General features: G+C 59.5%; 23 protein-coding genes. 5 read left to right on the top strand and 18 right to left on the bottom strand.

What is annotated here, in order from left to right; translation table 11 throughout:
• Positions 1-25 precede the first annotated feature (25 nt).
• Positions 26-457: a GFA family protein gene (locus C1H66_RS15875; RefSeq protein ID WP_102628858.1), complete on the bottom strand. Its 432-nt coding sequence runs from the start codon at positions 455-457 to the stop codon at positions 26-28.
• A 710-nt stretch (positions 458-1,167) separates the two neighbouring features.
• Between C1H66_RS15875 and C1H66_RS15870 the strand changes: the two genes are divergently transcribed.
• From C1H66_RS15870 to C1H66_RS15860, 3 genes are read left to right on the top strand one after another with little or no spacing between them, the layout of a single operon-like run.
• On the top strand, positions 1,168-1,845 hold the full coding sequence (locus C1H66_RS15870; protein WP_102628857.1) for a hypothetical protein: 678 nt from the start codon (positions 1,168-1,170) through the stop codon (positions 1,843-1,845).
• Between the two features lie 57 nt (positions 1,846-1,902).
• Positions 1,903-2,565, top strand: coding sequence for a hypothetical protein (locus C1H66_RS22665; protein WP_146010740.1), 663 nt, complete (start codon positions 1,903-1,905; stop codon positions 2,563-2,565).
• Positions 2,562-4,160 (top strand): Dyp-type peroxidase, encoded by a 1,599-nt coding sequence (locus C1H66_RS15860; protein WP_102628855.1) that lies wholly within the window; start codon positions 2,562-2,564, stop codon positions 4,158-4,160. Before C1H66_RS22665 ends, C1H66_RS15860 begins: the two co-directional genes overlap by 4 nt.
• Before the next feature lie 570 nt (positions 4,161-4,730).
• Here C1H66_RS15860 and C1H66_RS15850 read toward each other — a convergent pair.
• The 7 genes from C1H66_RS15850 to C1H66_RS15820 form a co-directional block, all read right to left on the bottom strand.
• Entirely contained in the window at positions 4,731-4,970 is a 240-nt protein-coding gene (locus tag C1H66_RS15850) for a CDGSH iron-sulfur domain-containing protein (RefSeq protein ID WP_102628854.1), read from the bottom strand.
• Positions 4,971-5,191: 221 nt separating this feature from the next.
• Entirely contained in the window at positions 5,192-5,902 is a 711-nt protein-coding gene (locus tag C1H66_RS15845) for an NYN domain-containing protein (RefSeq protein ID WP_240618362.1), read from the bottom strand.
• A 41-nt stretch (positions 5,903-5,943) separates the two neighbouring features.
• Complete coding sequence (locus tag C1H66_RS15840) at positions 5,944-8,046, bottom strand: putative bifunctional diguanylate cyclase/phosphodiesterase (protein WP_102628852.1); 2,103 nt, start codon at positions 8,044-8,046, stop codon at positions 5,944-5,946.
• A gap of 175 nt (positions 8,047-8,221) precedes the next feature.
• Complete coding sequence (locus C1H66_RS15835) at positions 8,222-8,503, bottom strand: DUF503 domain-containing protein (protein ID WP_102628851.1); 282 nt, start codon at positions 8,501-8,503, stop codon at positions 8,222-8,224.
• Between the two features lie 48 nt (positions 8,504-8,551).
• Complete coding sequence (locus tag C1H66_RS15830) at positions 8,552-8,902, bottom strand: VOC family protein (RefSeq protein WP_102628850.1); 351 nt, start codon at positions 8,900-8,902, stop codon at positions 8,552-8,554.
• 285 nt (positions 8,903-9,187) lie between these two features.
• Positions 9,188-9,562, bottom strand: a complete 375-nt coding sequence (locus C1H66_RS15825) for a hypothetical protein (RefSeq protein WP_102628849.1) — start codon at positions 9,560-9,562, stop codon at positions 9,188-9,190.
• A 37-nt stretch (positions 9,563-9,599) separates the two neighbouring features.
• Positions 9,600-10,862, bottom strand: coding sequence for a hypothetical protein (locus C1H66_RS15820; protein WP_110286033.1), 1,263 nt, complete (start codon positions 10,860-10,862; stop codon positions 9,600-9,602).
• A 294-nt stretch (positions 10,863-11,156) separates the two neighbouring features.
• Between C1H66_RS15820 and C1H66_RS15815 the strand changes: the two genes are divergently transcribed.
• Entirely contained in the window at positions 11,157-12,302 is a 1,146-nt protein-coding gene (locus C1H66_RS15815) for a phosphorylase family protein (protein ID WP_102628847.1), read from the top strand.
• A complete protein-coding gene (locus C1H66_RS15810; protein ID WP_102628846.1) occupies positions 12,295-13,185 on the top strand; it encodes a hypothetical protein in 891 nt (296 codons plus the stop codon). The genes C1H66_RS15815 and C1H66_RS15810 overlap by 8 nt, the downstream gene beginning before the upstream one ends.
• A gap of 1 nt (position 13,186) precedes the next feature.
• Here C1H66_RS15810 and C1H66_RS15805 read toward each other — a convergent pair whose 3' ends face one another.
• The 10 genes from C1H66_RS15805 to C1H66_RS15755 all read right to left on the bottom strand — a co-directional run bounded on the left by C1H66_RS15805 (position 13,187) and on the right by C1H66_RS15755 (position 21,796).
• Positions 13,187-14,110 carry a LysR family transcriptional regulator gene (locus tag C1H66_RS15805; RefSeq protein WP_102628845.1) on the bottom strand — a complete coding sequence of 308 codons (924 nt, stop codon included), beginning with the start codon at positions 14,108-14,110 and terminating at the stop codon, positions 13,187-13,189.
• Positions 14,110-14,889, bottom strand: a complete 780-nt coding sequence (locus tag C1H66_RS15800) for a hypothetical protein (RefSeq protein ID WP_102628844.1) — start codon at positions 14,887-14,889, stop codon at positions 14,110-14,112. Before C1H66_RS15800 ends, C1H66_RS15805 begins: the two co-directional genes overlap by 1 nt.
• Positions 14,890-15,098: 209 nt before the next feature.
• Positions 15,099-15,686, bottom strand: a complete 588-nt coding sequence (locus C1H66_RS15795) for a GNAT family N-acetyltransferase (protein WP_102628843.1) — start codon at positions 15,684-15,686, stop codon at positions 15,099-15,101.
• 118 nt (positions 15,687-15,804) lie between these two features.
• Positions 15,805-16,107 carry a type II toxin-antitoxin system RelE/ParE family toxin gene (locus C1H66_RS15790; protein WP_102628864.1) on the bottom strand — a complete coding sequence of 101 codons (303 nt, stop codon included), beginning with the start codon at positions 16,105-16,107 and terminating at the stop codon, positions 15,805-15,807.
• Positions 16,095-16,352 (bottom strand): type II toxin-antitoxin system Phd/YefM family antitoxin, encoded by a 258-nt coding sequence (locus C1H66_RS15785; protein WP_102628842.1) that lies wholly within the window; start codon positions 16,350-16,352, stop codon positions 16,095-16,097. Before C1H66_RS15785 ends, C1H66_RS15790 begins: the two co-directional genes overlap by 13 nt.
• A gap of 100 nt (positions 16,353-16,452) precedes the next feature.
• A complete protein-coding gene (locus tag C1H66_RS23070; RefSeq protein ID WP_146010739.1) occupies positions 16,453-17,253 on the bottom strand; it encodes a VOC family protein in 801 nt (266 codons plus the stop codon).
• A 112-nt stretch (positions 17,254-17,365) separates the two neighbouring features.
• On the bottom strand, positions 17,366-17,974 hold the full coding sequence (locus C1H66_RS15770) for an immunity protein Imm33 domain-containing protein (RefSeq protein WP_102628839.1): 609 nt from the start codon (positions 17,972-17,974) through the stop codon (positions 17,366-17,368).
• Between the two features lie 57 nt (positions 17,975-18,031).
• A complete protein-coding gene (locus C1H66_RS15765; RefSeq protein ID WP_102628838.1) occupies positions 18,032-18,700 on the bottom strand; it encodes a dihydrofolate reductase family protein in 669 nt (222 codons plus the stop codon).
• A 142-nt stretch (positions 18,701-18,842) separates the two neighbouring features.
• Complete coding sequence (locus C1H66_RS15760; RefSeq protein WP_102628837.1) at positions 18,843-19,955, bottom strand: NAD(P)/FAD-dependent oxidoreductase; 1,113 nt, start codon at positions 19,953-19,955, stop codon at positions 18,843-18,845.
• Entirely contained in the window at positions 19,955-21,796 is a 1,842-nt protein-coding gene (locus C1H66_RS15755; protein ID WP_102628836.1) for a LodA/GoxA family CTQ-dependent oxidase, read from the bottom strand. Before C1H66_RS15755 ends, C1H66_RS15760 begins: the two co-directional genes overlap by 1 nt.
• Positions 21,797-22,174 lie beyond the last annotated feature (378 nt).

Here is a 22,174-nt window from a genome sequence, read left to right as displayed (position 1 = left end):
CACCCGCCTGATCCTGGGTGGAATGTTACTCGGTGCCGGGGGGGATGTCGTCGTTGGGGGCGTAGCGCCGGGGCAGATCGTCGTTGATATCCCACCAGTTCGCCTTGCTCTCGACGTGATAGTGCGCATGCGGCCTGGCCCCGACGGGTTCGTTGACGATTCCCATGCGAATACGCAGGACTCCCGGGTGTCTGGCGTTCCTGCTGAACAACGGTGATCCGCACTTTCGGCAGAAGACGCGCTCGTGCCCAGGCGAGGACGCGTAGCTGGCAAGCAGCTCCGAGCCCGACACGAGAGATACCGCGCGCGCATCCACGGGCGCATTGCTGGCGAAGGCACTGCCCTGTGCCTTGCGACACATCGAGCAGTGGCAGATATCGATGGCGCCGGGCTCGGCCGACAGGTCGATCCGCACTCCGCCGCAGAGACAGCTCGCCGTATATAGTCGATCGCTCATGACACACCACTCTCTCGGGTATGGCGCCAGCGTGGTTGGCACCTCCGATTTTCCGGGTAGGCTCCGGATGAACAACCTATCGAGAGATGGTATCTAAAGCACGAATCGATTGCGAAGGCGGGGATGCGCTAAACGAAATACCATGGCGACACAAAGCCACGGTAACAGCCTATGCTGAAACCAGACTCGTGCACGCTAGCGGCTGCGCCCGCGTCGATAAATGTAGGTCATTATCTCATCATTATGTAGGGCATCGCCTCGTCGTCATGTAGGAGATCGCCGACAACTCGCGCTACAAGCCCTCCCGGCTTGTAAGAAATCAACTCTACTCAGGAAAACGTGTTTGCCGTATTGAACAGCATGTGCTAATTCTTGATATACAATATTCACAAATTTATTCTCAAGCAGGGATTGTTAAGTAAAATTACAATTAAATAGGATATTGGTGATATGACATGAAATGTGGTGCTCTATCTCCCTCAAGGCTTGAGGATAAGCGTGTCCTGCCATCAGTATTATTGCGCATCTTCAAACTGCACCCAGGGATACAAATCTGCTTCAGCTACTACGTCAATCGGTTTCATATTCCGTTGTTCATCGCTGCAATGCCAAAGTGAAAGAGTCTAGAACGAGAAGAGAACGGTGCGATGTAGCTCCTTGGACTGTTTTCTTCCAGCCTAAAAATTACATTCGACAGGGAAGATTTAATCATGTCCAATATCGCTGGTAAAGCCTACGCCATGAATGTAGTCACCCCCATAAAATGGTACAGGGCGTGGATCAACCGTCTCATTTTCTGGGCAGGAGGACTACCCTTTTTCAGCTCGCACCTCAAGGGGCTCACTACTCTTTCACTGATTCACTACGCTCGCTGGGCCCTCGTCAGTCCGCGCCAGTTCCCCCGCCTTGATGAAAGTCAGCCAAAGGAAACCATAAAATACACATACATGTTCTTTTTCAGCAACTTCAATGGTAGCTGGAATCAGTACGTGGATTCGTTTCACATGGCAATCCCTGCGGGGCTTGATTTGTTTTGGCACAAAAACATCAAATACCCCAACTCCATACCGCTGCAGCCATTTCACTCCTATATCAATCATAACCAGATATGGACGAATCATTACTACAATGCCTATCCACTGGCAACATCCAACGATATAAAAGCAGCCATAGCTGTCAAGAAAAAATTGAAAAAATTTATCGAGCTGAACAATTTCGATTCTCCCGAACTCTTCCAGAAGGAATATAACAAGCTACTCAATGATGTACAGGAACATCTCAACCTGATGGAACCGACACCCATTGTCAGCTTGTCGGCTGAGGCGGTAGAAAAGCGGCGTACCGCTGATCACCACAGATTTCGCAATCGTGCAGCCTCCTCATCGTGAGGAATAATGGCAAGAACGAGAGTTATACGTACATCTCGGCAAATGAGGTATATCCACATGGGAAACATATCCAAGAATGCCTACGGAATGACATTGCTCTGTCCGATTCGGCAAGATGATGCGGCACATTCTTATTCCAACCTTACCCGCGACTGTCTTGAGACGTTGCCATTGCACGATAATAGCCCTATGGCTAAGGTGCCGAATACCTATCTGTGTCGACTCTATGTCCTAGATGACGTGTTCTATCAAGGAGCTCCTGCGAACGAAGAACACCTGAAATCGAAATATCTTGTTTTCTGCACCAATTTCCACGGTGATCGAGATACTTACTTACGAGGGATGTGGAATGCCGTTCAGGAGGATGTCAAGCGGATATGGGGATATTGTATCGCTTTCGATAAGGTGAAAACTGCGGGAGATTTTGTTGCCTACGCCAAGCAGTGCCAAGTCACGAACAGCTTGTTTTTCAACGGTTCCGATGGCGGACCGCTAGACGAGCAGTTAAAGGCACTCTATCTCAGGCAGGAATTCACACGCTTCGCCTTCGACAACTTTGGCAAGAGCGCTGTCGAGCTTCAACAAGCGTTTCGTGAGTTTGTAGCAATCGTCCAGCCAGACAACCTGCAGACCCCCACTTGGGCACCGGGCATGACGCAAGAAACTCAACAGCTTCAATACAGTTTCCATACTGCCGCTCGGAAAGAGGAATACGCATGACTGTCTCGCTGGAACTGCATGACATACAGGGCAACGTGGTGAAGGGTTATGGTCGCCAGCACTTCTCCTTTGCCCGCTATATCTTGTTTGCCATCCATGATGAGCGTGCAGGACGAAAGTTCATACGCAACATCCTTCCCCTAATCACTACCGCCACACCGTGGAAAACCTGTGATAATGACAGTGGCGGTGTCCCAAAGCCAGAAGCTACGACTAATATTGCTTTCACCTATCACGGGTTGAAGTGCCTCGGCCTTCCGGAATCCAGCTTACATAGCTTTCCTACCGATTTTTCGGACGGGATGCGCGCGCGGCGCGACATTCTTGGTGACCACGGTAAAAGTGCTCCAGAAAACTGGGACCCAGTATGGAATCATCCAGACAAGAAAGTAGCGATTCTCGTATCCATCAATGGCCAGAGCACTGTTGCTATCGAGAACCGCTATAAAGAGATCCAGAAGATTCTAGAGGGTGTGAAAAGTGGAATGGAGCAACTCTGCGGCCATCGCGGCGAAAGTGGAGCGGAGGATCTGCCCTATCAGGAGGCCTCCGCCATTTTCAACGAGCAAGGCGACCCCACACCAAAAGAACACTTCGGCTATACTGACGGCATTAGTAACCCGTTCTTCAAGGGAACGGGGAAAAACCCTAATCTTGTAATCGGCAGTGGAAAACCCTCACGGGACAATCCAGAGGGATGGGCACCTATAGAGCCGGGGGAATTCCTGCTTGGCTACCGCGACGAATCACAAGAAACCCCGAAGGCTCCAACCCCTCCCTTACTGGCCAAGAACGGGACGTTCATGGTTTATCGTAAGCTTCACCAGAATGTAAATTCCTTTGATACATATCTAAGTAATCAGTCGACGAAACATCCCGAGTTTAATGAGGAAGAAATCGCTGCCAAGTTCGCAGGCCGTTGGCGTAACGGTGCACCGATCACCCGGTTTCCTACTGAGGAGGAAGCCGATAACTTCGTGAAAAGTGTGAAAGAAACCAAAAAAGCGCTGGACAATGCGAAAGATGCAATAGAGCTCGAAGAGGCCGAGCTATTGTACAGCGTTCTGCTCAGCCAATATTCTGCCTTCAACTACGATGAGGATCTTGACGGCAGCCGTTGTCCTGTTGGCGCGCATATCCGTCGCTGCAATCCGCGCGGTTCATTGGAATATGGCACGAAAGCCTACGCGACCCCTGGTGCCTTGACCAACCGACGCCGTCTATTGCGACGAGGATTGCCTTATGGTGACTCTAGTGATCGTTCTCGCGACGATGGCAACCATGGCATCATTTTCATGACACTGGGTGCGAGTATTTCGCGGCAGTTCGAATTCGTACAACAGCAATGGATCAATTACGGTAACGACTTCAAGGCTGCTAACGAGAAGGACCCACTACTCGGTAACCACGGAGTAGACAAGCTAGGTAGAGGCAATGGCAAGATGCTATTCCAGAAGAATAAGGGATCCGATGAATCACCCTATTTCTGCAGTCATATCCCTCGTTTCGTCGATATGCATGGTGGTGAGTACTTCTTCCTTCCCAGTATCACTGCCTTGCATTTTATCGGACGTGGCACAGTGGACGGGACATGATGGTATAACTGGTACTCAGAGATACCGAGCGTACTGTATTCGGAGCGGCGTATAGCATTGAGATACGTTTCAGCCCGTAGCGATTGGCCAGGGCAGACATATCGTGGGATGACATGGTGTTTCTCCTGGGCATGGGAAGCGTGGGGAAACACCTGCCCCACTGGGGAAGTATTTCCCCGTGCTGGGTGGGTAGAGCGTAGGTCGGTCGACTAGACGAGCAGCAGCTTCATGGCCGCGATGATGATACCGATGGAGGCCACCTGCATGGCCCCCATCCTCAGCGTCAGCTTCAACTCAAGCTGGGGCAAGGCCTTGTGTCTCTCCGGGCTTGTTGATTAGCTACCAGCAGGCCTTGGCATCAGGGTGAGCATCCACAAAGCCTGAGGCGTAACCCTGCTCTCTCGGCGCTCTACCGGCGGCTGACCGACAATGGCAAGAGCAAGATGGCGGCCTTGGAAGCGGCAATGCGGAAGCTGATCCTCATCGCCTATGGGGTGCTCAAGACGCAAACCGAATATCGGCCACAAGCAGCCTGACGCTGCATTTGTGGCCGATTAGGAGAGATGGTATCTAGAGCGTCTTGTGGGTGCCGTTACACAGCGGCGGCGTGCCGGTCTGCTTGCAGCCGCAGAAGTAGAGCGTCTCGTCCCGTTGCGCCTTGTAGACCACCGGCTGCAGTTCGGTCACCTTGTGGGACCCGTCGCAGAACGGCTGGGTGGCGCTGCGACCGCAGGCGCACCACACATAGGTCTTGCCGGCGACCACGTCGACGGCATAGGGCGCCTTCTGGGCGATGCGGGCATCGGTCATGGCGATTCCCCCGGTCGGGTGATGAGCCTGCTTTCAGCCTAAGCTTTGTCTGAAAAGTCGGCGAGCGATGGCCAGACAAGGCAAAAAATGGCGAGAAGACGGAGTTTACACAGTGTAAATGAGTACTTTGAGCCAATTTTTAACGCCGTATGGTCGAGCGCAGGCAGTTTTCAGACAAAGCGTACTGCAGCGGCCGCGGGGCGTCACGCCCCAAGCGCCCCTCACTTCTTCCGCTTGTCATGAATGTAGATGACCTTCGAGCTCTCGCCCCGCGAGGGCCTCTCCTCGATATCGAAAAGCTCGGTTGCCGCCACCAGTTCCCCGAGCTTTCGATAGCCATAATTGCGTGAATCGAAATCCGGAAACTGCTTCACGATATTGCTGCCGACCGCGGCGAGCGGCGCCCAGCCGCTGTCGTCCGAAGACGACTCGACCGCGTTGCGCAGGGAGTTGACGAGCTTGGCATCCGACTTCAGCTCCCTGGTGGAGCGCCGGATCGTCTCCGTCCCCTCCTCCTCGCCTTCGCGCAGTACCTCGGTATAGATGAACTTGTCGCAGGCCGCGACGAAGGGAAGCGGCGTCTTCTTCTCGCCGAAGCCGAAGACCGTGAGCCCCGACTCCCGGAGCCGGGACGCCAGGCGCGTGAAGTCGCTGTCGCTCGACACCAGGCAGAACCCCGTGAAGTTCCCCGTATACAGCAGGTCCATGGCATCGATGATCAAGGCGCTGTCGGTGGCATTCTTGCCGGTCGTGTAGCCAAACTGCTGGACCGGCTGTATCGAGTGCCGCAGCAGGGTCTCCTTCCAGCCCTTCAGCTGCGGCCCGGTCCAGTCGCCATAGATTCGCTTCACGTTGGCGACACCGTACTTGGCAATCTCCGCCAGCAGGCCATCGACGATCCCCGGCTGGGCATTGTCCGCATCGATCAGCACGGCAAGGTTGTTGTTTTCCATCATGTCATCCTTACATCATGTCACCCGCTGGCATCTTCCCACCGGGGCCAGCTCGGCGCACCGACAATCGACTCGGCATCCGCCGGCAGGGCAAAGAAGTACCCCTGCCCCTGGCGGCAACCCAGTTGCAGCACGGCCTGCCCCTGCTCCTCGGTTTCGATCCCCTCGGCGAGCACGATGAATCCCAGGCTGGCGCCCATCTCGGCCACCGCCCGGACGATCGCCTGGTCACGGGGATCGTCCAGGATGCCATGCACGAAGCTGCGATCGATCTTCAGCTTGCTGATGGGCAGGTGCTTGAGATAGCTCAGCGACGAGTAGCCCGTCCCGAAATCATCGATCGCCAGGGAGACCCCCATGCGACGGATCTCATGCAGACTCTTGATGGTGCCCTGGTCAGAGTGCATCAGGGATGACTCCGTGATCTCCAGTTCCAGGTATCTGGCAGGCAGGTCGGCAGATTCCAGGATACGGCGAAGCTGTGTGACGAACCCCGGCCGAGCCAGTTGGGGAGCCGTCACATTGACGGCGATGTGTCCGAACGCCAGCCCGGCATCCAGCCAGGCCCGCCCCTGCTGGCAGGCACCCCGTAGCGCCCATTCGCCGAGCGCCAATACCAGGCCGGTGCGCTCCGCCAGGGGGACGAAAACGGACGGCGGGATATTGCCTTCCCGGGGATGCTGCCATCGTGCCAGGGCTTCCACCCCTGTCCATTTCCCGGTTCGCAGGTTGACCTGGGGTTGGTAGTGAAGCAACAGCTGATCCTGTTTCAGGGCATCCCGCAGGTCGTTTCCCAGTCGCACCCGCAGCATCGCCCGATCGGTCATGTCCTGGTCGAAGAAGTGATAGCCAGAGTCATGGCGCTTGGCCTGGTACATGGCGGCATCGGCCTGCTGGATGAGCTCGTCGGGCTGTTCACTGTCATCGGGATAGATACTGATGCCGATGCTGGCCTGGGCATGCAACTTCCAGTCATCGAACTCGATCGGCGCGTCCATGGCCCGCAGCAATCGCTCCGCGGTCTGGACCGCGTCCTCCGGCATGGCCAGGTCCCGGATCAGAATGATGAACTCATCGCCACCGAAACGTGCGACCGTATCGTCTCCACGAACGGGCTCGATGAGCCGCCGCGCGAACTCCTGGAGCACCCTGTCCCCCGTGGCATGACCGAGACTGTCATTGATCGTCTTGAAGTCGTTCAGGTCCATGAACATCACGGCCAGGCGAGTGCCCTGCCGCTGGCTATGGGACAGCGCCAGCCCGAGGCAGCGCCGGAAATGCGCTCGGTTCGGCAGGCCGGTCAGGGCGTCGGTGTGGGCGAGATGCTCCAGCATCCGCTGGATCGCCTTCTGCCGATCGACCCAGGTCACCAGCAGGCTCAGGCCCAGGATCAGGCCGGCGAAGCCGCCGATAGCCGCGGCCATGCTCTCCTGGGACAGCAGCGAGTCATGCGCGGCGCTCACGGGGCTTTCATAAAACCGGGAGGCCCCCATCGCCGTATAGTGCATGCCGGCCACCGCAAAGCCCATGAAGACCCCGGCGACCAGCGTCATGCCGCTTTCCGAGAACGCCGGCAGGCTGCGCACGCGGAAGTGGAGGTAGAGCGCCGCCAGGGCCAGCAGAAAGGCCACCACGATGGAGAGAACGAAGAAGGGGAAGTGATAGCGCAGGCCTGCCATGTGCATGGCTTCCATGCCGGTGTAGTGCATGCTGCCGATGCCGACGGCCATCAACAGCGCCCCCACGAGAAGCTGATGCACCTTGAGATTCGGATGCGCCATGAAGTGCAGGGCCGCACCACTGCCCAGTATCGCCGGCACCAGGGACAGCGCCGTCAGGCTCATGGCGTACTCCATGTGCTCGTGCCCTTCCACGGAGAAGGCCAGCATGGCACTGAAGTGCATCGCCCATATGCCACAGCCCATGGCCACCGCACCGCCGATATGCCACCAGGCCTTGCTCGTGGGCGAAGGCGAGGCGACCATGCGGTCCGCCAGCATCAATGCCGTGAGGCCCGCAAAGCAGGCGATGGCAATGGAAAGCGTGACCAGCAAGGGGTCGTAGGTGCCTTCCAGCAACGGGCCCAGCGTGGGGTCGGAGGTATCGAAACGCCAGAATTCCATCTTGACTCCTGATCGGACGCCTTGAGCCCTTCAATCGCGCGGCAAATCCGTGCCCTCACGATCCGCCGTGTCTTGAACCCTAGGCGTGACCAACGGCAACCGCAACGGGCCTACCGGCAACCGCCCCCTGGATCGAGCCTACTAGGCAGCGCTGATTCTTGTCGCGGGCCGTGGATTACAGCAGCTCCCGAGACACCTCGAGCACCCGCCCGTCGACCGTGCGCTGCAACTTGTCCTCGATCTGGCTGCAGAGCGATTCCACCTTCTGGGGCGATGTCGCGGCCACGACGAAGGTCCATTCGCTGGCATCCAGCCGGTCATGATCGGCACTCTCGCAGACCGCCACCGCCGGGTTGCGCCCGAAGCGCTCGTGCAGGCCGCCCATGCGCTGGCGCTTCTCCTTGAGGGAGCGGCAGCCCGGCAGGGAAAGCGTCACCGTCAGTACGCCGATGTGCATGGCCCCTCCTTCTCGGCAGTCGTGCGGGATTACCAAGCGAGCAGCCGTTTACTCGTGTTGCAAGATATTGACGAGATTTTCGAAAGGGTCGCGGACGTAGAATCGCCGCACCCCCCAAGGCTCGCTTACTGGCCCATACTCGATAGGCACGCCTGCTTCCTTGAAGCGTTCGATTGCAGCTCCGATATCATCGACTTCGATGGAAAGATCGGGCACGGAAGTCCCTGAGCCACCCTCGGTGCCAAAACTCACCTGAACCGTCATCCTGGCATCTGAGCCGTAGGTTTGAAACCAACCGTGATCCATGATCAGCTCAAGGCCCAATATATCCCCGTAAAACGCGGCCGCCTTGCCGAGGTCTGAGGTCGCCGTGTTGGCCATGATGCGCTTGACTTTCATGCTTCACCTCGATGTCTATGGTTTCACCCCAACCGCCCGTGATCAGACGGGGCGCTCCGTTATCGGCTTCGTGCCGCCTTCCCTGGCAGTGGTTGCATGCAGCATCACGGACGCCTGCGCCTGATACCGGCTTATCCACTACAGCCTAATCAACCTTTCTTCGGGTTGCGAAGGAGGAAATGCGGGCCTTCGGCCGTGGAAGCGATGCGACCGCCGGCCTTGCCTCTGGGCAAGGTCGGCGGTCGAGGTGACATTCAAGGGTTTCCAAGCGCCGCGGGCGCCGGGTCACACGGGGGTGCCGGATACCCGGTAGATATAGCCGTCGTTCATGCTCTCGAAGAGCGCATTCTTCAGCTTGCGGGTGGCATAGACATGCTGCGCCGGGATATTGGCCTCGGCCACGCTGGCCGCCACCAGAATGGCGGCCACCGTACTGTTGCCGCTGACCCCGTTGATCTGGGCCTGCAGGTTTAGATCGCCGGCGCCGGTGTAGCCCTGCACGTCGATACGCACGGTGCCCTGGTTGATGATGGTGCCAGCCCCGCGCCAGATCGCGGTATCGGTCAGGCTGTTGATGGCCGCCACCGCATCAGCGTGCTGGTTCTGGTTCATATTGCCGAAGGCATTGCGTATCGGGCCCTGCCGTTGTACCTGTAACATGGCTGTCTCCCTACTCGGACAAAGCGTAGTAAGGGTGTTATCGCGGGTTCACTAGCCAGTTGGTGCCCAGCCCGACGATGGTGCCCCAGTTGCTGTTGGAGGTGCAGGTAATGGTCTGCCCGTCCACCTTGATGGTGCCCTTGTCGGAGTCGGAGCCTCCGGCGCCACCGAACTCGAACGGTCCGATGAAGAAGCCGCCCTCGCCACTGATTTTCTGTTTCACCTCCTCGGCGAAATCCGAGCCGGCGTTGATGGTGATGGTGGGCCGATAACCGACGATCACTTGCGAAACGATGCGCGCCAGGTTGCCCCCCTTGCCGAAGTAGTACACATCATTGCCATCCTTGAACCCCGAATGGCCAGGCATGAAGGGACCATTCACGTAGTTGCTCGGCATGGACGAATCAAACCAGTTTTCCGGGGTCACGTTCACCACGGACACATCCTGGAAGGCGAAGGTGATATCGTACTCACTGGAGAAGTGCTCGGTGGAGACCTTCTCCACCCGACCAGCGGCCTCGAAGCCGAAGAAGTCGAACAGGCCTCCCAGTTCCCCCTCGGCATAGACGGTGCTATCGGACCATTCCTGGGTAGACGAGCTGAGCGTGAAGGTGCGGGCTGAACCAGCAGAGGCGTCGCCGCCATAGTTGTCGTTGGTGATGCGCTGGATGTAGCTCCACGGGGTTTCACTGAGCTGGAACACCGGCTGGTCTTTCAGCGTCGTACCCGCCTGCCCCACTACCGTGGACAGGTTGTCATTATATTGCTTGACGGCATCAGTGATGGGCCCCTTCAACTTCTTCATATACTCATCATAGGTCGACTGGGCAGTCTGGTACGCCGTTTTCGCCTGCTGAAGTTGCGCGGCCACGGCGATGCCTTCATTTTCCAACCAGTCCGCGAAGGACTCGGTGCTACCGGTCTGTTCCTGGAAGTTCTGATAGGCCACATTCACATTGGCCTGCACCCTCCCCAGATCCTGCGTCGCGTTGATGATAGCCTGCTGCAGACTCTGTCCCTCATCTCCTCCGTCCGTCACCATCAGGGAGTTCAGGAACGCCTTGTACTGCTGTCCGAAATTCAGCTTCATGCCATAGGTGTTAGGATCCACCAGCGGACTGGCCGGTACGATATTGAGGAACTGCACCTGTTGGTAGGGAATGGAACCGATCGGCGGGTTCTTGCCGCCCCAGTTCCAGGGCTGCGGCCCGGTCAGCATTTGCGGAACGCCTTCGATCTTCATCTGATCATTGAAGGCGGTCATGAACTGGCCCCAAAGGGTTTTTGTCAAGTCGCTCATTGTCTTGCTCCTGATAAGGGTTAAGAGGCATTGTCATGCCCTCGTGGGTCACCGATCCGTGAATCGGCGATATCAGTGTTGAGCAAGAAAATGAACTCGTGAAATTATCACTGCTGATGGTTGTCATCATGAAGCATGAATCATCTGCAGTGATGATCACCATTACCAACCATAATGGTTAGTCCCTTTTCAGCATGAAAAAACCAGTTAGTATGAAAGGTGGCCTCAGCTAGATTGCGCACCTCGCCTTGAGGGAATTGTCGTATATCCATAATCATTGAAAAGGATGCCATCATGATCACGCCGGAGTTATCCGCAGCGGTACCGGACACCCTGCTCAACGCCCAACGCCTGGCCGCCCTGCCCGCCACCAGCGAGCACGCCTTGCCGCCAGTGGACTGGCCGACACTGGGCGTGGCGGCCAATCGTATCCCCAGCGTGATTCCCCTCGCCGACTGGCAGGCCAATTCGCCCTTTCCCGAAGCGGATGTGGCGGTGATCACCTGGACCAGCGCCGAGTGGGCGGCCATGAACCAGGTGCTCACCAATCGTCGCGAACCGCTCACCCCGGAGCAGGCCAAGGGTCACGACTGGCGCCAGGGCTGGGAAAAATACCAGCGTGATTACTGCCAGATTCATCAGTACATGGTGGACGTGTCGAAAACCTACCAGGGCGGCGCCCCCTCCCTGTATGACCAGGCGTGGGGCAGCGTGCGGATGGTGACCATCGGCGAGCTGAGAGTGCTGCTGGTGAAATCCGGTATGCACCTGGCCCAGGACGGCACCGACCTGCCCCTGATCCAGTTGGTCGACCGGCTTTGCCGGGAAGCCCGGCCGCGGCTGGTGCTCTCCATCGGCACCGCCGGCGGCGTGCGCGAGGAAGATGCCCTGGGCTCGGCGCTGATTACCAACCAGGCCTACTTTCATTGCCTGAAGAATTTCGCCAACGCCGCCTTCAACCACAGCACCGTGCAATCACACTGGCAACCCGGTGAGCATTACCTGCCCCAGGCCCAGGAAGGCGTGATCCAGGTCCCCGGCCCGGACATTCTGCCGGTGAGCCCGCAGTACCCCGCCGGCGCCCACATCAGCCCGGATGCGCCGAACAGCCGCATCAAGGTGGTCACCGGCCAGCCCATCATCACCACCGACACCTTCCTGTTCGGCACCACCACCAACGGCCTGCAGCAGTACGGCTGCATCGTGGAGATGGACGACGCCGTGGTCGGCATGGCCTGCGAAAAGCATCGAGTGGCCTACGGTTTCGTACGCAACGTGTCCGACCCGGTCATCAATGGCCAGCTTCCGGATTCCCTGCAGGACAGCTGGGCCGGCTACATCTATCAGGAGCAGGGGCTGTACACCAGCTACAACGGCGCCCTGGCCACCTGGGCCCTGCTGGCCGCCGAGGCGGACCGTCTGGAGGCACACCATGACTAAGCCCAGTTGGTACCGGCTCAGCCCCGAGCCACAACGCAACGAGTATCGGCTGGCCCCGGTCAGCCCCACCGGGGCCGGCTTTCTCGATCAGGCCGGCGCCCTGGCCAGTCACGGCTGCGAGCTGTTCGTCAGCAGCCCCCAGGGCCGTCTGGCCGCATGGGAGTTGACCCCGGACACCCTGAGCTTTACCCCGGGGGCGGAAATCAACGCGAGCCTGGCCTACCAGGCCCTCAGCCCCTTCCTGCTGGGTGGGCAGCTGCACTTGCTGGCCTACACCCGGGACGCGGGCATCCTCGATTTCTACCGGGTCACCGCCACGGATTTCCAGCACCTGTACCGCTATCAGCGCACCTATGGCGACACCACCACGGGCTTCACCACCGTGCATGCCTTCGGCTACCGCGATCGGTGCCTGCTCATGGGTTACAACGCCGACACCGGCGCCAGCCGGATCTATGGCATCCAGGTGCCACCCCGGGCCCCGCTGAGCATCAGCCAGCTATGGCAAAGCGACTGGGCAAAGGGCTGGCAGGATTTCTGTTTCTTCCAACTCGGCGGCGAGAATTTTTTCTTCAAGCACAACCCCACCTACAAGGCGGTCAATATCGACCACTATATGGATGACCCTGCCCAGGGTTCCCATCCGGTAGGCACCGGCCTGCCGCTGCCCCAGGAAACCAGCGCGGCAGCGACGCTCGCCTTGCAGGAAGGCCCCGGCTTCGCCGGGTATCGGGCGGACAGCGGCCAGCTGACCGTCAACCGTTTCCACAGTGATTGCCAGGGCTGGCAGCAGCAAGCCCAGGTGCCGGCCGGGCGGGGATACTCGCAGCTGCTCGCCGTTCCCTGCGGTGACGGCAACTCACTGCTGGCACTGTACGGCTGAGTTATTTATCGGCCACCATGTCGAAGAACCAGTCGATCACCTGCTCCACCCGGCGCGGGTACTCGTGGTCCTTGATGGTAATGATATGGATATCATTGAGCAGCGGCTGACTGGCCTGGTGGCGGCACAGCCGCTCCTGCTCGAGCAGGGATGCCACGCAATGGCTGGGAATCACCGCCATCCCCAGCCCGCCGGCCACCATGTCGATGGCGCCGTTGATGGAATTGATTTCCCCGGCAAACGTCAGCGAATAGGTGTTGAGATGGCAGCGCTCGGGAAAGACATGCTTGAGCCAGCGATCATAGTAATAACTGGAGCCGGGATACCAGATGAAGCGCTGCTCCAGGATGGAGCTGTCGGTCAGTTCCTGCAGTGGCGCCGGATCGCTCGACACCAGCACATACTCTTCCTGACAGAACAGCCGGTAACGCAGCAGCGGATGGTTGTTGTTTTCCGTGACGAAACCAAAATCCATCTGATTTTCCAGCAGCATGCGCACCACCTCCTGGGTGGAGGTGAGGGTGATGTTCAGCTCGATATCCGGATGTGCCCGGCGTCGCTCCAGCAGCATGGGGAAATGCGGCGACATCAGGCAACTGGGCGGCATGGCATAGGACACCAACCCCGCCACCCGCGTCTCCATGGCGTGCACCCGATCCATGAACTGCTGGGTGCTGTGCATCTGCTGGCGCACGTAATGCATCAAGGCTTTACCGGCATCGGTGAGCACCACCTTCTTGCCGATACGCTTGAACAGGGTGACGCCGATCTGCTCTTCCAGCTTGGCGATATGCTGGCTGACCCCGGACTGGGTCATGTGGGCGCGGGTGGCCGCATGGGTAAAACTCTGGGTCTGCGCCGCCGCCATGAAGGCCTTGAACAGGCGCTGATCCAGCAGCATGAAATCCCGGTTGGAAAAGCTCATCAGCGTCGTCCCTCACTGGCCGCCGGTGACAGCGCAAATTGCAGATTGAAGGCCTGCCCCGGCCCCACCGGAAGCCCGGCATAATCGGCAAAGGGAGACGGCGGCACCGCCACCGCGGTGGCGCTGTCGGCCCACACCAAGTCGCCAATGGTGTCAGCCTGCAACGCCTGGCCCTGCCGTTGCCAGTGGGACCAGACCACCAACAGGTCGTCATCCAGATAGAAATAAACCCCCAGCAGCTCCTGCCGCGGCCGGGCACGCAGGGTTCCCATCGCCTCGCACACCCCCTGCCGGAAGGCCGCCACGCCTTGCTCGCGACGCAGCCAGACCTCGCTGAACACCGCCCCTTGCTGCCAGTTGCCCCCGGAATCGAATAACTGCACCGGGCCCGTCTGCTCCGGCTGGCCATCGAAGGGCGCGGGGAAATCACTGTGGCTGGCGGGCCGGCCCTGCCGGGCCTGAAAACTGAACACGGTGCCGTGCAAGGCCCCGTAGGCACGCCCGGCCACGCTGGCATGGCTGGCCTGCTGGTAACACTGCCGGCTGGGGTAAAACACCAGGGCGATTTCATCCGGCACCCTGGGATGGTCACTGGGTGGCAGTACCGACGGCACATAGGCCTGCAGGCCCTGCGGGGCCATCAACTGCACGGTGGCGGGGATAAAAATCTCCCCCAGTTGCCGGTAAAAACGCTCCCGGCCGGCACCACTGGCCAATTCCGGCAGGGCATAGCCCAGCCACACCCGCACCGCCCGCGTCACCTGCGCTTCGCTTGCCATCACACTCTCCCTTGCTCACGGCCTCTCCCTGCGCAACAGCCTCTCCCTGCTCACAGCCTCTCCCTGCTCATAGCTATATGGACGAACCTCTGACAGGCTCAGGAGGCAAAGACTGACACGGTGCGCCATATGCAACCAGATGAATAGCTAAGAGGAAGGTTCAACATCATAAATCACAAAGGGCATTGGATTATTTGCTGCATGAAGCCTCATCTTTTCACTTCTTTTTTCATCAATACCCAATCGCCGGCGTGTGGGCAGCACGGAAATTGAATAATCGCGCGCCGGGCTACCCTTTGATAGCCCAATCTTTCGTAGAGTGCCCGCGCTTGAATGTTATCTTCTGCCACAATCAAGGAAAGAGCTTCTGCACCAGAATCCGCAGCCAGTTGCTCTGCGAGCTGCATTAGGCGGCTTCCCACACCTTGGCCACGATAAGCCGAGTCCGTCGCAATGGCATTTACGTACCATGAGCCAGGAACCAAGGCCTCTAACTGCATGAGCGGGCGGACCACCGGTGGGATTGCTTCTAATGATCCGATCTCATACGGGTCCGGCAGCCGATAGGAGAGCAACATGCCGGCGATGACGCCTTGGATCGTCGCGACATGGGCATTCGTATAACTGAAGCCCCCTTCGGTTCTCGCAACACGGCGAGCACCAAACTCCATGACATCCTCGCCCGGCGCTACCTGCTCCCCCCACAGATAGGCTGGGATCCCCTCACCGGCGAGATTCATTAGTTCAGCCAATTCTGAACTATCTTCCGGCGTTGCCTTGCGTATCAGCTGATCCATTAGCTTCTCCAGATCGCATCGGCAGCATGATCCATGCGAGATTACTCAAACACGCAAAGCGCACTGGTGCCTTTGACGCAGCGAAACGGAGTCGAAAGCATCCGTGTGCCGCGGTTGGTTAGCTGCTCTCCAACATGAAAGCACGTAGCTGCCGCTCCTCTCTCATGACGTAGAGTATAATCACCAGATTCTCATCTTCCCGGCAAAAAATGCGGCAAGGCGGCATCAGCACTTCTCTGTATATGGAATTGGGAAGCTCGGGAGGAACGCGACCGGATTGGGGAAAGTCTTCCAGTCGATCCGTTTTGTCGAAAACCTGCTCGACCAGGCGGCTTGCGGCAACTGGATTATCCAGAGCTATGTACTCGGCAACAGCATCCAGTTCTTGAAGAGCTGGCTCCGTCCAGACTACTTCAGCCATTTACGCATCTTCTCCCTGGCCTCTGTTTGGCTGTACGTCCTTCCTTCGAGTACAGCCCGCTCTCCCCGTGAAAGACCTTCCAGCAACTCGAGCCGGCGCTGCATGAATTCATAGTCCTGAACATCGACGAGATACGCCGATGGCCTACCATGCTCCGTAATCAACACCGGTTCTTTCGACGAGTGCAGATCCGCCAGGATTTTGGTGGCCTGCCGCTTGAGGTTTGTAACAAGCTCAACTTTCATGAATACGACCCTGAATCAATTCGCAAGTGATACTATAGTATCACTTTTCGCCCGGCGCAATCTCAGCCAACACACTGGCGTCAGGCCGCTGCACCTTACTTTACCCCGGCATCAACGCCAGGTACGTCCCCACCGGATCCTGAACCACCGCATATGCGTACTCCCCATCGTCCCCCCACGTCGTCTTGATGATCTTGCCCCCTTCCTCCTGTACGCGACGGAGGCTTTCGGCGAGGTCGTTCACGGGGAGGTAGATCATCCAGACAGGCGGCAGACCCAGGTTCACGCCGCGCGCATGGCAGACTCCCGCCACCGGATTTCCATCATCGGCGAGCATGTTATAGTCCGCGTAGCGCGCGCCCGCGTCCTCCATCTCGACCTCCTGCACCGACCACTCGACGACCTGCCGATAGAAGTCGCGGGTTGCAGAGGCGTCGGAGACCGTCAGGTCGAGCCAGGAGATGCGACCCACAGGCGCCGCCGCGTCGCCCGATTCGGGGTCGTCACTTGGCGGGATCGCCTCCGCCGGGACGGTTGGGATGATCCCGAACGCCGCCCCATTCGGATCGAGCAGCACCGCCCACTGACTCGTTCCATTATCGTCTTTGGCATGCATCAGCTCGCTTCCGCCCAGCTCGAGCGCACGCTGCACACTGGCTGCGACATCGGCGACCTGAATGTGCGGCATCCATTGGAGCGGAAGGTGAGAATATTCCGCGGTGCGCGCGCCCAAGCCGATGATAGGCATGCCCAAGTTGTTCATCAGCGTTTTCTCCCGCCAAAGCGGATTCTCACCCGTGCTGAGCACACGCGAGTAGAAGCGCACCTCTCGCTCGTGTTCGGGAACGGCGATGTCGGCGCTGAGGATTCCGCCGACGCGTGGGACAAAGGATTCATTCATGATGCGGTCCTGGTTGACCTCACGTTGGTAGGCGCGTGAAGGCGCATGTGCCAAGTATCAAACTTCACTGTGCAGCAGCGGACGTCCGGTTGAACGATTGGTTATCTGCTTACTATACCTCAACGAAGTTACCCCCTTCGTCTTTAACGAAGGCCACGCCAGGTTCACGTTCAAGAAGCTGTATAAAGCTGTCATCGATACAGAGTACGGCACCCAGCGAAACGTAAGAAGAGTTATTCGAATCGTCCATGTATTCATCGGTCTCGGTGCCTGTGGTGAACCTCCAGCCACTATCATCATCATAGTCGGGTTCTTCACGATACAAGTAACCCACCGACTGACCTTCGTAGAGAATATTGTTGGTGACAAAGCAGCGCTTGATATACTTTTCCGTGATCGATGGCACGGGGTCATCCAAATCCGTGTCAATGATATGGCACTCTTGGAATTCAACGGGATCTCGGTGGTGCAAGTCCTTTATGTAAACTGGCTGATTATCCAGAAAACCGCGGAGCCCGTGCTCTGTAACTTCTGCAATTTCCACCCACATTCTTTCGGCCCGAGGCGCCTCGGGATCATCAGATTCAAACTGAAAAATCAGTTTGGCCTGATTTCCTGGCTGAAGGTTCGAAACGACTTCCTTTGACGGCTTGTAGAACGTGTAAGGAAATTCGTCTGCAATCTTTTGAGCGTCTTCCAACACCCAGCTTTTGTTATCCACACAGACTCCTAACCTACTTGCAGTTAACGTTTGTGAGCGCGCACAGTCATCTTCACATCACCACATCCCATTCGTCATTTTTTTGCGTCGAACCAACTCCTTCTCGCTCGGCTCGGCACTCGGGAACGAACCGGGCTGGATATCGCCACCTGGTACATAGGTATTCATCACAACGCCAGTGGTCGAAACCTGAGAGCGAACGAGCCGCAGCGCCGATGGCTTGACGGTCTCGCTGAAGAGGCGCTTGCCCCGCCCAAGCACCACTGGAAAAGTCCACACGTTGTACTCGTCTATCAGTGAGGCGGCCTGGAGCGTTTGAATCAAATTGCCGCTGCCAATCACCTGCAGGTCGGCACCCGGTTGGGCCTTGAGAGCGATGATTGCCGAGACGACATCGCCGTGGAGCAGGATCGAGTTGTTCCAGTGGAGCTTCGTCAACGTGCGCGAAGCAACGTACTTTTTCGCTGCATTGAGCGTCTTCGCAATCGGATGGTCATCCGGCTGATAAGGCCAGTACGCTTCGAATATCTCATAGGTCCTGCGCCCGAGCACCACCTCGCGATCCTTGCCGTCGAAACCCGATGCTGAGATGTCCATGCTTTCGTCCGCGTAGCCGAACATCCAACCGCCAAGGGTAAAACCGCCAGTCGGGTCTTCTTCCGGTCCACCGGGTGCTTGCATGATGCCGTCAAGCGACGCAAACGTAGATACGATGAGCCTTCTCATGGAAACACTCCTGTCGTGAGGGAGAAGCATTTGCCGTGGCGCCTACTCTGGGTCGGCAAACGGCCTTCCCATGGCGGTAAGTCTCAACACCGCGAAAGAGGCTGATCATGTCTCTCCTCCCACTCGGTTCCAAATCGGCCGTTCACTGCCGCCGTTGCCAGAAGGCCGCCTGGCCGAAGCGCCTTGGCCCCTGGTAGCTGGCCTTGAGGTGCCAGAGATAACGCTGGGTGACCGCCCGCATCTCCTGTTGATAGGCGCCGAGGGATTGGTGCAGGCCGGACTCGATGGCCTTGGCCGCACTGGTGGCCGAAGCCAGGGCATGAAAGAGCCCCTGTGACGCCAGCGGGTCGAAGGCCAGCAGGGCATCGCCGATGGCCAGGAAGCCCGGCCCCGCCTTCGTCAGCTGCTCCACTTCCAGCAGGGAGGTGCCCGCCGGCCGACCGCGTATCCGGGCGGGGGCAAGCCCCTCCAGCACCTCCGCCAGCAGGGCATGGTCCCTGGCCCGGGCCAGAAAGGCCTCGGGGCGGCGCAACAGCCGACGACACAGCGGATCATCACCGTCCATATGATAGGCCAGCACCCGCTGCCCCTGGGGCAGGGGCACCGTATACCACCAGCCATGGGCATCCGCCTGAATGCGCATGGTGCGGTCCTGGCTCTCTGGCGCCTGGTCCAGAAAACCCTGGTCCAGAATACCCTGGTTCAGAAAAGAATAGAGGCACAGCAGGGGATCATCGGCGCGGCGCCGTAACCCCAGTTGGCGCCCCAGGTGACCGCTGCGGCCCGTGGCGTCCACCAGCACCGGCGCCCGGAACGGCCCCAGTGCCGTGTCCAGGTGCCACTGGCCCTGACGGTGACGGAGGTCCGCCTGCTTGCAGCCCTCCCGCAACGTCACCCCGGCATCCAGGGCTCGCCGGCGCAGCATCTGCTCGAATCCCCGCCTGTCCAGATACCAGCCGGGGCCGGCCGGATCGCGGATGGCGTCCCGCCAGACCGGGCTGTCGCCGTCCCACACCGACACCGCGGCGCCCCGTTCCCGGTGCCCCGCGTCCTGGAAGGTCGCCAGCAGCTCGAGGCGCTGCAGCAGCACGGCGGCGGCCCCCGGCAGGGACTCCCCGATCGGCGGCGCTGTTGCCGGGCGGGCCCGGCGCTCCAGCACCAGCACCCGACGTTGCGGCCGCAGCAGGGTGCCGAGGGCCAGGCCCGCGGGCCCGGCGCCGACGATCACGACGTCGAAGGGGCGCTCACCGGCCATCAGCGGCCGCGGCGCTTGGCGATCAACAGCTCGCGCATGCCCTTGTCGGTGTCGTGCCGCTCCTGGGGTGTCATGTCGCGGCCGCCCCTGTCCTCGACCTGCATCAGCGGCGGAAAGTCGGGATCCCCGCTGGGGCCTGGCCGCACCTCCACGATCCCCATCCGGTCGAAATGGGCCACCATGTTCGCCAGTTGGTTCAGGTGGCCGACGCCCAGGGTGCGGTCCCAGTCGGAGCGCTGATGGTAGGCGGCCAGGCGCTCTTCCCTCGGCAGCGAGGGGTCCATCACCTTGCCGTAGTTCTCTTCGCTCAGCACCTGGTTGGGTACCCGGGCGGGCCAGAAGGTGGGCAGGTAGGGATCGTATTCGGTGTCGTAGCCGGAGCGACAGCTGGCGGTGTCGGTTTGCCAGGGGATGGCCATCCAACGGGTGATGGAGCCGGGGGACTGGCCGTACAGGGGGCCGTTGTAGGACGTCGCCATGGCCGGGGTCAGGGTGGTGCCGTAGTCCGGCTCGGGATCCTCGGGGCTGCGGTGGCGCCAGCGGTAGGGTTCCATGTACATGGTGCTGTGGCGGACCGGCCAGGTCATCTCGCACCCCGGGTGGAAGGCATCGGCGATGCAGAACTCCAGGGCCGCCCGGTCCAGCATGGCGGGCTGCTGCTGCAACGGCACCTCGTCGATGGAGCGCGGCGGTTGCCGGTGCGGATCGTAGTCCGCCACGAAGTCCCCTTCTGCCCACGTTTCCAGCAGGGCCAGCTGAGTGGTGGTCAGGGCGTTCATGGCGTCGGGGACCCTGGGCATGGGGACGTTCATGGCGTCGCCATAGATCCAGGGCCACGGCTTCATGGAGGTGTCGCCGTCCTGGGGATTGCGGAAGGCGTTGGCGACGGTACGCCTGAGCTCGGCATAGGTTGCGCCCGGCTCCGCCAGTTGCGTGAGATAGCGAGGTTCCAGGAAGTGCTGGGGCATGCCATAGCCGAAGCCGGCGGCAAAACCCGCGTTCATCCATTGCAGATCGCACATGGCCTCGAGGATGGGCAGTATGTCGTCGCTGAAGGAGGGCCTGGTGGGCGCCGCCAACTGGCCGGCCTGGATGGCCAGGTCCGTCATCAGTGCGTACAGGGTACGCACCGCCTTCTGCTGGGGGCCGTAATTGGGCGGGGCCACCACCACCCAGGCCGGGGCCACGGCGATGGAGCGGCCGTCCACCAGCACCGTGGCCGTTACCGGGCCGTCGCTGGTGTCGTCATACCAGCCGTCGTTGTTGGCGAAGGTGGTGGGGGGCTTCTCCCCGCAGGAGGCGGAACGCCCATGGCCGCCGAAGACCTGCAGGCGGCCGGCGGTGTTGGTGCGCAGTTCCCCCAGGGGCACCTCGGTGTCCATGAAGGTGCCGCCGTCGAACCGGAACTCGGGCCCCAGGCTGGAAGGGGTGTCGATGCTACGGGCGCCGGGGGTGATGGCCAGCTTGTGCCTGTCCGGCGGTGCCACCTCGGCATTGCGACGCTTGGAAGGCGTTGCCGTCGCCGCTTCCGGGATATCCAGCGCGAGCTCGAAGTTGTACCAGGCCGCCTTGTGGTTGGCCAGCTCCACCGTCCAGGTGATCCGGGTGTCGGGATCCATGGTCAGCTCCCGCACTACCCTGCCGTTGCCGTCGTAGGCGTAGATGCGGAACTCGGCCACCTCGCGCTTCAGAGCGCCGGTGGCGTCTCGGTAGGCTCCGGGTTCCCTGGGCAGGGGCTCGGTGACCTGGGGGCCGATGTAGTAACCGTCGGTCTGCCTGGAATTGCCGACCCTGGCGATGCCGATGGACGGGTGGATTTTGGCGTAAGCGATCTCAGCCATCTGTTCACTCCCTTGTTGTATGGCGCGACATCAAGAGGCGCAGACGCCCTGGCGCCGCACCGGTTCATGAATCCTTGAACTGAAATAGCACCGCTGGCTCAGCGGTACGTTGCTGCATACCTGGATAGGGAAAGAGAGGCACTTGTTCAGTGCTGCTGGGCAAGATCAGGTCGCTTAACGACCAATACCGGAGTTTCAGCACGGCCTGATATGTCATTCCACCCTTACCAACAGTGCGGGCCTGAATGAGTACATCGTGTGATGGCAGGCATGCGGTGTCTGTCTACATCGATACCCACCAGGATGATGCCGCCGGCAAACTGCAGGAGATGGGCGGAGCCCAGGCCATCCTGACCGCCATCGCCTTCCTTGCGATAA

Source organism: Halomonas heilongjiangensis (genome assembly GCF_002879645.1).
Lineage (GTDB): Bacteria > Pseudomonadota > Gammaproteobacteria > Pseudomonadales > Halomonadaceae > Halomonas > Halomonas heilongjiangensis.
Note: the sequence above shows the minus strand (reverse complement) of the source record. Positions and strands in the feature narration are given on the sequence as shown.

Excerpts from the sequence above, each read along its gene's own strand:
- C1H66_RS15805 (WP_102628845.1), bottom strand. The coding sequence starts at position 14,110 with ATGAGCTTTTCCAACCGGGATTTCATGCTGCTGGATCAGCGCCTGTTC.
- C1H66_RS15810 (WP_102628846.1), top strand. The coding sequence starts at position 12,295 with ATGACTAAGCCCAGTTGGTACCGGCTCAGCCCCGAGCCACAACGCAAC.
- C1H66_RS15765 (WP_102628838.1), bottom strand. The coding sequence starts at position 18,700 with ATGAGAAGGCTCATCGTATCTACGTTTGCGTCGCTTGACGGCATCATG.
- C1H66_RS15785 (WP_102628842.1), bottom strand. The coding sequence starts at position 16,352 with ATGAAAGTTGAGCTTGTTACAAACCTCAAGCGGCAGGCCACCAAAATC.
- C1H66_RS15835 (WP_102628851.1), bottom strand. The coding sequence starts at position 8,503 with ATGCACATCGGCGTACTGACGGTGACGCTTTCCCTGCCGGGCTGCCGC.
- C1H66_RS15795 (WP_102628843.1), bottom strand. The coding sequence starts at position 15,686 with ATGGATCAGCTGATACGCAAGGCAACGCCGGAAGATAGTTCAGAATTG.
- C1H66_RS15830 (WP_102628850.1), bottom strand. The coding sequence starts at position 8,902 with ATGAAAGTCAAGCGCATCATGGCCAACACGGCGACCTCAGACCTCGGC.
- C1H66_RS15815 (WP_102628847.1), top strand. The coding sequence starts at position 11,157 with ATGATCACGCCGGAGTTATCCGCAGCGGTACCGGACACCCTGCTCAAC.
- C1H66_RS15870 (WP_102628857.1), top strand. The coding sequence starts at position 1,168 with ATGTCCAATATCGCTGGTAAAGCCTACGCCATGAATGTAGTCACCCCC.
- C1H66_RS15790 (WP_102628864.1), bottom strand. The coding sequence starts at position 16,107 with ATGGCTGAAGTAGTCTGGACGGAGCCAGCTCTTCAAGAACTGGATGCT.
- C1H66_RS15825 (WP_102628849.1), bottom strand. The coding sequence starts at position 9,562 with ATGTTACAGGTACAACGGCAGGGCCCGATACGCAATGCCTTCGGCAAT.
- C1H66_RS15820 (WP_110286033.1), bottom strand. The coding sequence starts at position 10,862 with ATGAGCGACTTGACAAAAACCCTTTGGGGCCAGTTCATGACCGCCTTC.
- C1H66_RS15800 (WP_102628844.1), bottom strand. The coding sequence starts at position 14,889 with ATGGCAAGCGAAGCGCAGGTGACGCGGGCGGTGCGGGTGTGGCTGGGC.
- C1H66_RS22665 (WP_146010740.1), top strand. The coding sequence starts at position 1,903 with ATGGGAAACATATCCAAGAATGCCTACGGAATGACATTGCTCTGTCCG.
- C1H66_RS23070 (WP_146010739.1), bottom strand. The coding sequence starts at position 17,253 with ATGAATGAATCCTTTGTCCCACGCGTCGGCGGAATCCTCAGCGCCGAC.
- C1H66_RS15760 (WP_102628837.1), bottom strand. The coding sequence starts at position 19,955 with ATGGCCGGTGAGCGCCCCTTCGACGTCGTGATCGTCGGCGCCGGGCCC.
- C1H66_RS15840 (WP_102628852.1), bottom strand. The coding sequence starts at position 8,046 with ATGGAATTCTGGCGTTTCGATACCTCCGACCCCACGCTGGGCCCGTTG.
- C1H66_RS15875 (WP_102628858.1), bottom strand. The coding sequence starts at position 457 with ATGAGCGATCGACTATATACGGCGAGCTGTCTCTGCGGCGGAGTGCGG.
- C1H66_RS15850 (WP_102628854.1), bottom strand. The coding sequence starts at position 4,970 with ATGACCGATGCCCGCATCGCCCAGAAGGCGCCCTATGCCGTCGACGTG.
- C1H66_RS15860 (WP_102628855.1), top strand. The coding sequence starts at position 2,562 with ATGACTGTCTCGCTGGAACTGCATGACATACAGGGCAACGTGGTGAAG.
- C1H66_RS15755 (WP_102628836.1), bottom strand. The coding sequence starts at position 21,796 with ATGGCTGAGATCGCTTACGCCAAAATCCACCCGTCCATCGGCATCGCC.